This is a genomic window from Dactylosporangium sp. NPDC051484, assembly GCF_040689395.1.
Taxonomy (GTDB): domain Bacteria; phylum Actinomycetota; class Actinomycetes; order Mycobacteriales; family Micromonosporaceae; genus Dactylosporangium.
The window spans coordinates 503131-515620 of the sequence record NZ_JBFAZX010000001.1 but is presented as its reverse complement, the minus strand read 5'-3'; the positions used below and the strand labels follow the sequence as shown (position 1 = coordinate 515620).

The window sequence follows — 12490 nt, the reverse complement described above, 5'->3', positions numbered from 1 at the left end:
CAACTCTAGAGGAGGGGTCCGACACTTCTTCGGCGTGACCCTCGACCTTGCGACGTCACAGGCACGATCAGTTAACGCGACCGCAACGAGCGGCTCTTAGCATCGGCCGCTATCGACGCCGGGAGTACCGCAGTGGCCGAACCGATCCTGATCGTGGACATCGGGTCGTGGGCCCTGTCCGCCGCCGTCGTCCTGCCCGATCAACTGCACCCCGTCCGCGAGCCGGTCACCGGCGCCGCACGCTGGCCGGGCGGCGCCACCCTCGCCACCGGCGCGGGCCACCCGCGCCTGCTCGTCGGGGCGGCTGCGGAGCGAGCCCGTGACCAGCATCCGCGACAGTACGTCGACGGCGTGCGCCGCGCGGTCGACGCCAACGCTGCGATCTGGCTCGGCGACCAGCTCGTCAACGGCGTGGAGCTGGTCGGCAGCGCGCTGAAGGCGATCGCCGACGAGGCGCGCCGCGGCTACGGGCCGATCGGCCGGCTGGTGCTGAGCGCGCCCGCGGGGTACCGCATCCATGACCCCCGCCGCGAGACCCTCGTCGCCGCCGCGGCCATGGCCGGCTTCCCCGACGCGGAGCTCGTCTGCGACGCGACGGCCGCGGCGCTCGACCCGATGGCGCTGGTCGAGGTCGCCGAGGGCGGCCACGTGCTCGTGTGCGACCTGGGCGCGACATGGTCCGCCACGCTGGCGCAGGTGCGGCACGGCCAGCCGGTACCGCTGAGTCAGGAAAGCTCCGGCAGCGGCCGCGACATCGACGTGATGCTCGCCGCGGACCTGCGGGCCACGCTCGCCGAGTGGGTGGAGCCGGCGTTCGCGGCCGGCGGCGACACGAGCGTCCGCGCCAACCTGCACGCCCTGGACATCGTCCGCCGGCTCAAGCACCGGCTGGCCGACGCGACCGAGGCTGCGGACGAGGTGGAGGCGGGCGCCCCCGCGTACCGGATGGATCGCCGGATGCTCGACCAGCTCACGGAGCCGGCGACGCGCTGGCTGATCGCCAGCTGCCGGGCGGTCGTCGCGCGGGCCGGGCTCGTGCCGGCCGACGTGGCCGTCGTGCTCCTGGTCGGCGGCGCGGCCCGGCTGCCCGGCGTCGGCCCGGCGCTGCACAGCGGCCTCGGCCGTCCGGTCACCCGCCCCACCGACCCCGAGCTCGCCATCATGCGCGGCGCCGCCGCCTGGGTCCGCGGCCACCAGCCCCGGGCCGTGCCCGCCGACCCGCCGTCGTGGCGGGTCGAGCCGCTGTCGTGGACGATCCCGGGCGGCCGCGGCCGGCTGGTGCGGTGGCTGGTCAAGGAGGGCGAGGGGTACCGCCAGGGCACCCCGCTGGCCCAGGTCCGCACCGCCGACGACAGGGTGTACGACCTGACCGCCGACCGCGCCGAGGGCATCCTGCTCGAGCGGTGCGTCGCCGTCGACGGCATGGTCGTCTCCGGCGCCGTCGCCGCGCACGTGCGCCTGGAACCGGCCGGCCCCGAGCGCTTCCAGCTGGCCAAGCGCCACCACCTGCGCGCGGCCGGCGACTGGCTGCTCACGCCCGACCGCCGGACGCTGGTCGAGTGCGCGCGCACCGGCGAATACGTCAAGGTCCGTGCCATCGACAGCGGCGCCCTGGTCACCGAGCTGCGCCCCGGCCGCGGCGCCGGCCGCCCCCAGCACGCGCAGGTCGCCCTCGGCCCGGGCCGCCAGCTCGCGCTCGTCACCTGGGACGCCGACGGACACTTCGCCGTGTGGGACGTGCTCTCGGGCCGCGTCACGGCCAGCTTCTCGGACACGCACAAGCCGGATGCGGTACTGCTCAATGAATCCGACTGGCGCCTCGTCAGCACCGGCGAGGGCGCGGCGAGCGTCGGGCGCTACCGCCGCGACGTGGCGACCGTCTGGGACCTGGCCACGGGAGCCCGCCTCGACCGCATCGTGGGCGAGGATCTTCTGAAGCGCTTCACCGGGTACACCGAGACGAGCCGCGCGGACGCCTTCGCCGCGCAGATGGACAGCCCCGATGGCCGCCTGCGCGCGGTGGCGCTGGACGGCACGCTGTCGGTGCGCGACCTGGCGACGGAGGCGGAGGTGTTCCGCGCCGACCTGGCCCCGGGGCATCGGATGAGCACCGCGTTCTGCCACGCGGGCCGCCACCTGCTCGCCCGTGTCACGAACGACGAGGGCACCTGGGTCGACGTCTGGGAGGTCCTCCAGCCCGCCTGACGGTCATGCCTGCGGGGGCAGGACTGACGCGATGAGTCGATGCATCCCTCTCCAGTCAGGCGGTCAGGGCGGCCGCGCGGGAGGGCCAGTCGCCGCCGCGTGGGATCAGGGCCACCACCCGCGAGTCGTCGTCGCGGCGGTCCAGGTGGACCTCCAGGTGCTCGTCGCTCAGCTGCTCGACCAGGCCCTCGCCCCACTCCACGAGCGTGACCGAGTCCTCCAGCGTCGCGTCGAGGTCCAGGGCGTCGACCTCGCCGATCGGGTCCTTGACGTTGCCCAGGCGATAGGCGTCGACGTGGACGAGCGGCAGCGTCCCGCCGCGCGACACGTCGGGGCGGTGCACCCGCGCGATCACGAACGTCGGGGAGGTGACGTCGCCGCGCACTCGCAGGCCCGCGCCCACCCCCTGGGCCAGCGCGGTCTTGCCCGCGCCGAGCGGGCCGGTCAGGACGACCAGGTCGCCCGCCCGCAGTACCGCCGCCAGGGCCTTCCCGAAGTCCCTCGTCTGCTCGACGGTCGACAGGATTCTCGTCACTCCAGCACCTTCGTCAAGAACGTGTCCATCGCGTCGTTGACCTCGTCGGCGTGCTCGAGCATGACGACGTGGCCACCGTCGGCGACCACCACCAGCTCCGCCTCGGGCAGCACCGACGTTATCTCGTACGTGTGCGTCAGCGGCGTCAGCAGGTCCTTGTCGCCACAGACCAGCAGGACCGGCACTGTGCGCAGCGGGCCCAGGACGAGCAGCCGGGCGTGAGTGTAGAGGGTGCGCAGGTATCGCGCGATCACCTCGGTCGACGTGGTCGAGTTCATCTTCTCGACGTACGAGACCAGGGCCGGGCTGGGGCGTGCCGTGCCGAACCCGTAGCGCCTGGTCAGCAGCCAGGCCAGGTCGGTCGAGGCGCGGCGGGCCCGGTCGATGACGGCCGAGCTGATCGGGCCGGCGAAGCCGACGACCGGCAGCAGCGGGCGGCGGAACCGGGCCACGATGTCGGGGAAGCCGAAGTTGACCTGGTCGAGCTTGCCGGCCGAGGTGGAGATGAGCACGGCCGCGGCCACGCGGGACTCGAACAGCTCGGGCACCTGCTCGGCGAGCGCCATGATGGTCATGCCGCCCATGGAATGGCCGACGAGCACCACCGGGCCGGTCGGCGTGGTGGCCTGCAGCACGGCGCGCAGGCCGGCGCCGAGGGAGTCCAGGGTGTACTCCCCCTTGGTGAGCCGGCCCGAGCGGCCGTGGCCGGGCTGGTCGTAGAAGACCATCCGGTGCTTGCCCTGCAGGTGTCTGCGCTGAAAGTGAAACGTGCCCATGTCCAGGCAGAAGCCGTGCACGAAGACCAGGGTGGGACCTTCGTCTCCAGGCGGGCCGTCGACGACCTCGACGTAGAGATCGATGCCGTCGTCGGAGGTGACGGTGAGCTGCTCGTCGCTGTCCCAGACGCCGAACTCCTCGTCGGCGTAGGGATCGTCGGCATTCTTAGAGCGGCGGACAACGTACCGCTCGGCGGCCACCCCGGCGGCCACGCCGGCCGCCGCGAGACCAACGACCGCGCCGATGATGCCGGCCGTTCGCTTGCGGTTGCCGCTCTTGACCACCTCGGATCCCATGCGCAAAGACTAAACGTTCGTTACCCGCGAGTTAAGATCGCGACCGATTCGCGTAGTTGGGAGGCCACGTCGGCGGAGGTCACCGGTCCGCCCTCGGCGGCGAGGCGGCCGGCCAGGCCGTGCGCGTACGCCGCGGCGAGGGCCGCGTGCTCGGCCTGCACGCCCCCGGCGAGCAGCGAGCCGAGCAGTCCGGAGAGGATGTCGCCGGTGCCGCCCGTGGCCAGTGCCGCGGTGCCGGTCGGGTTGACGAAGACCCGGCCGTCGGGCGTGGCGATGATCGTGCGGTCGCCCTTGAGCAGTACGACCGCGCCGATCCGGGCGGCCAGGCCGGTCGCGGCGGCGACCCGGTCGTCGCCCGGAGCGCCGCCGGCGAGGCGCTGGAACTCCCCGTCGTGCGGCGTCACCACGGTGGGCGCGTCGCGTTCCCGCAGCCAGTCGCTCATCCGAGCGTCGGCGAGCAGGGTCAGCGCGTCGGCGTCGAGCACCACCGGCACCGGCGCGCCCAGCACAGCGCGCAGCTCGCCGTAGGCGCGCTCGTCGGTGCCGAGGCCGCTGCCGCACACCCACGCCTGCACCCGGCCCGCGTCGGCGACCCGCTCGCTGGCGATCACGGGCGGGTGGTGCAGGCGCACCGCGTCGGCCGCGGCGCCGGCGTAGCGGACGAGGCCCGCGGGGCCGGCTAGGGCACCGCCGACGGAGAGCACGGCGGCGCCCGGGTACTTCGCGGAGCCGGTGGCGAGGCCGACGACGCCGCGGGAGTACTTGTTGTCGTTCGCTCCCGGGCGCGGCCAGCAGGCGGCGATGTCGGTGGCGTCGGGCACGAAGAGGGCGGGATCACCGTCGAGATACCCGCCGAGGCCGATGTCGACGAGCTCCACGATCCCGCTGTGTACCGCACCGGCGCCGACCATCAGCCCCGGCTTGAGCACGCCGAAGGTGACGGTGATGTCGGCGTGGATCGCCATGCCGGTCACCGCGCCCGTGTCGGCGTCGACGCCGGACGGCACGTCGACGGCGATGACGGGCGTGTCGTGCAGGACGTCGGAGATCTCGGCGACCGTGGCGGCGGCCGGCTCGCGCAGCCCGCCGCGCCCGCCGATGCCGAGGATGCCGTCGACCACGAGGTCGACGCGGCCCCTTGGCCGATCGACGGTCACGCCCCCGGCCTCGCGCAACGCGTCCAGCCCCCCGCGGTGGGCTCGCTCCGGGTCGAGCAGCATGGCCGCCACGTGTGCGCCACGGCGAGCGAGCCGGGCGCCGGCGTAGAGCGCGTCGCCGCCGTTGTTGCCGGGGCCGACGAGCAGCAGCACGCGGCTGCCGTACACCCGGGGCAGGGTGTCGGCGCAGCGCCGCGCCAGGCCGGCGGCGGCGCGCTGCATGAGCGCGCCGCCGGGCAGGGTCCTCATCAGGGATTCTTCGGCCGCGCGTACCTGCGCGACCCGCCACGCGGCTCTCATTGGGCGCTCCCGAGGTTGGCCGGCGTCTGTTCCGCCACCACCATGGCCGAGGCGATGCCACCGTCGTGGGACAGCGACAGGTGCCAGCGGGAGATCCCGCGCTCGGCGGCGGCCTGGGCGACGGTGCCGGAGACGGTCAGCCACGGCCGGCCGTCCGGATCGGTGACGATCTCGCAGTCGTGCCAGTGCAGTCCGCCGGGCGCGCCGAGGGCTTTCGCCACCGCCTCCTTCGCCGCGAAGCGGGCCGCGAGCGACTCCGCCGAGCGGGGGTTTCCCGAGGAGGTGACCCGCTCGGCGGAGGTGAACAGCCGCTCGGTGAGCAGCGGCGTGCGTTCCAGCGCCTGGCCGAACCGCTCGACCAGCACGACGTCGATGCCGACAGACACGATCACAGGGACAACCCTGTCACATGTGCCCTACTCGACGGTGACGGACTTGGCCAGGTTTCGCGGCTGATCCACGTCGTGGCCGCGGGCCGAGGCGATCTCGCAGGCCAGGACCTGCAGCGGGACCGTGGTGACCAGCGGCGCCAGCAGGGTCGGGGTGACCGGGACGTAGAAGAGGTGATCGGCGTAGGGTGCCACGGCCTCGTCACCCTCCTCGGCGATCACGATCGTGCGCGCGCCGCGGGCCCGGACCTCCTGGATGTTGGAGACGACCTTGTCGTGCAGCACCCCGCGGCCGCGCGGCGAGGGCACCACGCACACCACCGGGGTGCCGTGGTCGATCAGCGCGATCGGCCCGTGTTTGAGCTCGCCCGCGGCGAAGCCCTCGGCGTGCATGTAGGCGAGCTCCTTGAGCTTCAGGGCGCCTTCCAGGGCCACCGGGTAGCTGACGTGCCGGCCGATGAACAGCACGCTCTTGGCGTCGGCCAGCTCGCGGGCCAGCTCCCGGATCGGGGCCATCATCGCCAGCACCTGCTCGACCTTGGCCGGCATCTCCTGCAACTGGGCGACGACCGCGCCCACCTCGTCGGCGTACTTCACCCCGCGCACCTGCGCGAGGTGCAGCCCGACGAGGTAGCAGGCGACGAGCTGGGTGAGGAACGCCTTGGTCGAGGCGACCGCGATCTCCGGGCCGGCATGCGTGTAGAGCACCGCGTCGGACTCGCGCGGGATGGTGGATCCGTTGGTGTTGCAGATCGCGAGGACCCGGGCCTTCTGCTCCTTCGCGTGGCGCAGCGCCATCAGGGTGTCCATCGTCTCGCCGGACTGCGAGATCGCCACGACGAGCGTGGATCGGTCCAGCACCGGGTCGCGGTAGCGGAACTCGCTGGCCAGCTCGACCTCGCACGGGATGCGGGTCCAGTGCTCGATGGCGTACTTGGCCACCATCCCCGAGTGGTACGCGGTGCCGCAGGCCACGATGAAGACCTTGTCGACGTCGCGGAGGTCCTGGTCACTGAGGCGGACCTCGTCGAGCAGGAGGTCGCCTTGCTCGTTGAGCCGGCCCAGCAGCGTCTCGGCGACGGCATGGGGCTGCTCGGCGATCTCCTTGAGCATGAAGTAGTCGTAGCCGCCCTTCTCGGCGGCTGAGGCGTCCCAGTCGATGTGAAACGTCTTGCCCTCGGCGTGGTTGCCGAGGAAGTCGGTGATGACGATCTCGTCGCCGCTGATCAGCACGACCTGGTCCTGACCGAGCTCGACCGCCTCGCGGGTGTGCTCGATGAACGCGGACACGTCGCTGGCCAGGTAGTTCTCGCCGGCGCCGCGGCCGACCACGAGCGGGGAATTGCGCCGGGCGCCGACCACCACGCCGGGGGCCTCCACGTCGACGGCGAGGAGTGTGAACGCGCCCTCCAGCCGGCGGCACACCGCGCGCATCGCGTCGGCGAGGCGCTCGGCGGGGGTGTCGCCCGCGGCGTCGGTGAGCGCCTGGGCGAGCAGGTGGGCCGCGCACTCGGTGTCGGTGTCGCTGGCGAACTCGATGCCGGCCGACTCGAGCTCGGCGCGCAGCTTGGCGAAGTTCTCGATGATGCCGTTGTGGATCACCGCGACCCGGCCGTCGTAGGAGCGGTGCGGGTGTGCGTTGCGGTCGGTCGGGCCGCCGTGGGTGGCCCAGCGGGTGTGGCCGATGCCGGTGGTGCCGACGCCGATGGCGTGCCCGCTCTCCTCGGCCAGCAGCTCGGATACGGCCTTCTCGAGGTTGGCGAGCTTGCCGGCACGCTTGGCGGTGAGCAGCCCGCCGTTGACGATCGCGACGCCGGCGGAGTCGTAGCCGCGATACTCCAGCCGCCGCAGCCCGTCCAGCACGATGTTCAAGGCCGGCCGGGCGCCGGCGTACCCCACGATTCCGCACATGCCGGTACCGTAGCAGAAATATGCGCATCACCTTTGCGTGAAACTGTCGCATACGCGCACGGGCTATGCACGTAAACGGGCGATCGTCAGGAGAGGGAGGCGCGGATCTGCGCCCCGCCGTCCACGACGATGGTCTGCCCGGTCATCCAGCGCGACGCCGGACCGGCCAGGAAGGTGATGACATCGGCGATGTCCTCCGGCTCGCCGATGCGCCCAAGCGGCAGCTGGTCGTTGAGGTACTCCTCGTTGTCCTCCCACAGCCCGCGCGCGAGCTGCGTGCGCACGATGCCCGGCGCGACCGCGTTGACCCGCACCGACGGCGCCAGCTCGACGCCCATCTGCCGGGTGAGGTGGATGACGGCGGCCTTGGTGGCGTTGTAGTAGCCGAGGCCCGGCTCGGTGAGCATGCCGCCGAGCGAGGCGACGTTGACGATGGCCCCGCCGCACGCGGACATAGACGCCTTCCACACCAGCTGGCTCCACAGGAGCACGCCGAACTGGTTGAGCCGGACGGTCTTCTCCGCGCGGACCGGGTCGATGTCCATCAACGGCCCGAAGTACGGGTTGGTGCCGGCGTTGTTGACCAAGACGTCGATCGCCCCGAAGCGCCGCACGGCGGCGTCGACGACCTCGGCGGCCTGGTCGGGCTCGGCCGCGTGCGCGGCGTGGGTGAGCACGCCGACGGCCGGGAACCGGGCGGAGATTCCTGCCGCGACCTCGTTCAGCGAGTCGATCTTGCGAGAGGTCAGCACAACGTTGCAGCCCTCGGCGGCGAAGGCCACGGCGCTCGCCTTGCCGATGCCGCGGGAGGCGCCGGTGACGATGACGGTGCGGGCATTGGTCATGCCCGCACGTTACCTACCCAGGAGAAGACCTACTGAACGGAAGACACGGTCCGCACGATGTGCGCGATCCGCTCGGCGGCATCCCGGGCGACCTCCTGCGTCCCGGCCTCCACCATCACCCGGACCAGCTGCTCGGTGCCCGACGGGCGCAGCAGCACCCGGCCTGCGCCGCCCAGCTCGGCCTCGACCTGCTTGGTCGCGTCGAGCACCTGCGGCGAGCGGGCGGCGGCGGTCCGGTCGAGCACGGGCACATTGATCATCACCTGCGGCAGCCGCCGCACGACCGCGGCCAGCTCCTTGAGGCTCTTGCCGGTCTGCTCCATGCGGCCCATGAGGCACAGCGCGGTGAGCACGCCGTCGCCCGTGGTCGCGAACTCCGGCATCACGATGTGCCCGCTCTGCTCCCCGCCGAGCGCGAGGCCCTTGGCGCGCAGTTCCTCTAGCACATACCGGTCGCCGACCCGGGTCTCCAGCAGCCGGATGCCGGCCTCGGCCATGGCGAGCTTCAGGCCCAGGTTGCTCATGACGGTCGCGACGAGCGTGTCCTGCGTCAGCGCGCCCGCGTCCCGCATCGCCAGCGCCAGGATCGCCATGATCTGGTCGCCGTCGACCTCGGTGCCGTCCGCGGCGACGGCGATGCAGCGGTCGGCGTCACCGTCGTGGGCGATGCCCAGGTCGGCGCCGTGCTCCACGACGGCCGCACGCAGCTGGGCGATGTGGTTGGAGCCGCAGTCGTCGTTGATGTTGAGGCCGTCGGGGTCCGCGTTGATCGCGATGACGGAGGCGCCGGCGCGGCGGTAGGCCTCCGGCGCGGCCGACGAGGCGGCCCCGTTGGCGCAGTCCACGACGACCTTGAGCTCGGCGAGCGGGCTGGTCAGCGACGTGAGCAGGTGCCGCACGTAGCGGTCCTCGCCCTCGGCGTAGTCGGTGACCCGGCCGACCCCGGCCCCGGTCGGGCGGCGGTGGGTGCCGCTGTTGTCCATGAGGCGCTCGATCTCGTCCTCGACCTCGTCGGGCAGCTTGTGCCCGCCAGCGGCGAAGAGCTTGATCCCGTTGTCGGGCATCGGGTTGTGCGACGCCGAGAGCATCACCCCGATGTCGGCGTCGAGCACGCCGGTGAGATAGGCGACGGCCGGCGTCGGTAGCACGCCCACCCGCACCACGTTGGCGCCGGCGCTGGTGAGGCCGGCCACGACGGCCGCCTCCAGCATCTCGCCGCTCGCCCGCGGGTCGCGGCCGACGACGGCGACCGGGGCGTGGGAGTGATCATGCTCGAACAACGCCTGGGCGGCGGCGATGGCGACCGCCATCGCGATCTCGGGAGTGAGGTCGGCGTTGGCCCGCCCACGCACTCCGTCGGTGCCGAAGAGTCGCCCCATCGCGATACCTCCCTGGTCGAACCCCACCGGCGCGTCTCCCCCGCTCGGCATGACCGCTCGCACAACACGAAACGGCCGGGCGCACACCTCCAGGGTGGCACCCGGCCGACGGGTTTCGTTAGCGCTTCGAGTACTGCGGGGCCTTGCGGGCCTTCTTCAGGCCGTACTTCTTCCGCTCGGTGGCCCGCGCGTCCCGGGTCAGGAAGCCGGCCTTCTTGAGCGCGGCGCGGTCGTCCGCGTCGTTCTCGACGAGGGCCCGCGCGATCGCGAGACGCAGCGCACCGGCCTGGCCGGTGGTGCCGCCGCCACGCAGGTTGGCGAAGACGTCGAACGCCTCGGCCTTCTCGGCGATGACCAGCGGCTCGCGGACCGACTGCTGGTGCACCTTGCTCGGGAAGTAGTTCTCCAGCTCGCGCCCGTTGAGCAGGAACTTGCCGGTGCCGGGGACCAGGCGGACCCGAACGATGGCCTCCTTGCGGCGGCCCACGGTCTGAATCGGCTGGCCGGCGCGGCGCGACCGGGTCGGCGCGGTGGCGGTAGCGGTGGCGGTGGGCGCCTCGACGGTCGCGACAGCGGCCGGCGTCGGGGCGGCGATGGTCTCGTCGGTCACGCTCTGTCCTTCGTCGGCGCTCACTGCGCGATCTGCTTGATCTCGAACGGCTGGGGCAGCTGGGCCGCGTGCGGGTGCTCGGCACCCGCGTAGACCTTCAGCTTACGGATCTGGCGCGCGCCCAGGCGGTTGTGCGGGAGCATGCCCTTGACGGCCAGCTCGATCGCCCGCTCGGGGTGCTTCGTCAGCAGCTCGTCGTAGCCGACCGCCTTGAGACCACCCGGGTAGCCCGAGTGGCGGTAGGCGACCTTCGACTGCCGCTTGTTGCCGGTCAGCGCCACCTTGCCGGCGTTGATCACGATGACGAAGTCGCCGGTGTCCACGTGCGGGGCGAACGTCGGCTTGTGCTTGCCGCGCAGCAGCGTCGCAGCGTGCGTGGCCAGGCGGCCGAGCACCACATCGGTGGCGTCGATGACGTGCCACACGCGCTCGATCTCACCCGGCTTCGGGCTGTACGTACCCACAGGTCTACCTTGTCTTCCACGTCGTCGGTCTGGGGTGCGCTCTCGATGGCGGCGTCGAACCGGTCGGCCTCGGCGCACGACCATCCAGCGTACCCGAACGATGGGAACGCCTTGTCATCGCACAACAGCAGTCCACGATACTCGGCGTCCCCATCGACCACAAAATCGGGTGCCGGCTCAGACCCCCGCGAGCCGCCCGGGCGACTTGCGCAGATAGACGAACCAGGTGACCAGGAAACACAGGGCGTAGAAGGCGATGAAGGCAACGTAGGCGCCGTCACCCGTCTTGTACTGCAGGAACGACTGCCGGAACGCGAGGTTGACGAGCACACCGCCGAGCGCGCCGATCGCCCCGGCGACGCCGATCAGCGCGGTCGCCAGGCGCCTGGCCTCCCGCTCGCCGTCGGGGTACTTGGCCTTGAAGATCGCCGGGATCATCTTGTACGTCGATCCGTTGCCGAGACCGCTGAAGAGGAAGAGAAACACGAACCCGGTCACGAACAGCGGCAGCGAGTGCTGGCGGGAGGCCAGCAGCACGGTGCCGGCGCCGGCGGCCATGGCCACGAAGTTCCAGAAGGTGATCAGGGCGCCGCCGAAGCGGTCGGCCAGCAAGCCACCGATCGGGCGGATCAGCGAGCCGAGCAGCGGGCCGAGGAAGGTCAGGTAGGCCGCCTTCACAGGGGTGGAGAAGTCCGCCTTGAACTGCACCTGCAGGACCTGACCGAAGGCGAAGCCGAAGCCGATGAAGGAGCCGAAGGTCCCGATGTACAGCAGGGACATGATCCAGGCGTGGCGGTCCTTGACGACGTCCCGCATGGCCCGCTTGTCGTTGGAGGCGTGTGTCAGGTTGTCCATGTAGATCGCGGCGAGCAACGCGGCGATCACGATCAGTGGCAGGTAGATCAGCACGATGAGGCGGGGGTGCGCGGCGCCGGCCGTCGCGAGCACCAGCAGGCCGACGAGTTGCACGGCGGCCACGCCGATGTTCCCGCCGCCCGCGTTGACGCCCAGCGCCCAGCCCTTGAGCCGCTGCGGGTAGAAGGCGTTGATGTTCGCCATCGACGAGGCGAAGTTGCCGCCGCCGACGCCGGCCACCGAGGCCGCGATGAGCAGCGTGGTTAACGAGACGCCAGGGGAGAGAATGATCCCGGCGAAGACGGTCGGCACCAGCAGCATGAGGGCGCTGAAGATCGTCCAGTTGCGCCCGCCGAAGGTGGCCACCGCGAAGGTGTACGGCAGGCGCAGCACAGCGCCGACGAGCGTGGGGGCGCTGGTGAGCAGAAACTTCTGCGCGGGGTCGAGCCCGTACTTGGGACCCAGGAAGAGCACGAAGACCGACCACAGGCTCCAGATCGAGAAGCCGATGTGCTCGGAGAGGATCGAGACGATGAGGTTGCGCCGGGCAACCTTCGCCCCGGTCCGCGCCCAGAACTCGGGATCCTCCGGGCGCCAGTCGTCGATCCACCGGCCGCGGCGCGGCTCGGGCTGAGACTGCGGTCGTTCCACGGCAAGGGTCATGACCGTGAATTCTATGGATGCCCGGTTTCCGCTCGTCGCGTCGAAGTTGACGGCACCGAAACGTTTCGCACACGGCGGCGGACCGGCGTTTGTGAGATCCGCCG

General features: G+C 71.8%; 11 protein-coding genes. 1 reads left to right on the top strand and 10 read right to left on the bottom strand.

What is annotated here, in order from left to right:
- The first annotated feature begins 132 nt into the window (after positions 1–132).
- The gene (locus AB0367_RS02580) at positions 133–2205 is read left to right on the top strand and encodes an Hsp70 family protein (RefSeq protein WP_366224379.1); all 2073 of its coding nucleotides are present in this window, start codon (positions 133–135) and stop codon (positions 2203–2205) included.
- Between the two features lie 55 nt (positions 2206–2260).
- Here AB0367_RS02580 and tsaE read toward each other — a convergent pair whose 3' ends face one another.
- The 10 genes from tsaE to AB0367_RS02530 form a co-directional block, all read right to left on the bottom strand.
- Positions 2261–2740, bottom strand: coding sequence for a tRNA (adenosine(37)-N6)-threonylcarbamoyltransferase complex ATPase subunit type 1 TsaE (tsaE, locus tag AB0367_RS02575; protein ID WP_366224378.1), 480 nt, complete (start codon positions 2738–2740; stop codon positions 2261–2263).
- Entirely contained in the window at positions 2737–3813 is a 1077-nt protein-coding gene (locus tag AB0367_RS02570) for an alpha/beta hydrolase (protein ID WP_366224377.1), read from the bottom strand. The genes tsaE and AB0367_RS02570 overlap by 4 nt, the downstream gene beginning before the upstream one ends.
- Positions 3814–3833: 20 nt before the next feature.
- A complete protein-coding gene (locus tag AB0367_RS02565; RefSeq protein ID WP_366224376.1) occupies positions 3834–5270 on the bottom strand; it encodes an NAD(P)H-hydrate dehydratase in 1437 nt (478 codons plus the stop codon).
- The gene (locus tag AB0367_RS02560; RefSeq protein ID WP_366224375.1) at positions 5267–5662 is read right to left on the bottom strand and encodes a holo-ACP synthase; all 396 of its coding nucleotides are present in this window, start codon (positions 5660–5662) and stop codon (positions 5267–5269) included. Before AB0367_RS02560 ends, AB0367_RS02565 begins: the two co-directional genes overlap by 4 nt.
- 24 nt (positions 5663–5686) lie before the next feature.
- Positions 5687–7570: a glutamine--fructose-6-phosphate transaminase (isomerizing) gene (gene glmS, locus AB0367_RS02555; protein WP_366224374.1), complete on the bottom strand. Its 1884-nt coding sequence runs from the start codon at positions 7568–7570 to the stop codon at positions 5687–5689.
- An 86-nt stretch (positions 7571–7656) separates the two neighbouring features.
- Positions 7657–8415 carry an SDR family oxidoreductase gene (locus tag AB0367_RS02550; protein WP_366224373.1) on the bottom strand — a complete coding sequence of 253 codons (759 nt, stop codon included), beginning with the start codon at positions 8413–8415 and terminating at the stop codon, positions 7657–7659.
- A 29-nt stretch (positions 8416–8444) separates the two neighbouring features.
- Positions 8445–9794 (bottom strand): phosphoglucosamine mutase, encoded by a 1350-nt coding sequence (gene glmM, locus AB0367_RS02545; RefSeq protein WP_366224372.1) that lies wholly within the window; start codon positions 9792–9794, stop codon positions 8445–8447.
- 118 nt (positions 9795–9912) lie between these two features.
- A complete protein-coding gene (gene rpsI, locus AB0367_RS02540) occupies positions 9913–10404 on the bottom strand; it encodes a 30S ribosomal protein S9 (protein WP_366224371.1) in 492 nt (163 codons plus the stop codon).
- Between the two features lie 20 nt (positions 10405–10424).
- Positions 10425–10868, bottom strand: a complete 444-nt coding sequence (gene rplM / locus AB0367_RS02535) for a 50S ribosomal protein L13 (protein WP_350543468.1) — start codon at positions 10866–10868, stop codon at positions 10425–10427.
- Positions 10869–11045: 177 nt separating this feature from the next.
- Positions 11046–12386, bottom strand: coding sequence for a nitrate/nitrite transporter (locus AB0367_RS02530; RefSeq protein WP_366224370.1), 1341 nt, complete (start codon positions 12384–12386; stop codon positions 11046–11048).
- Positions 12387–12490 lie beyond the last annotated feature (104 nt).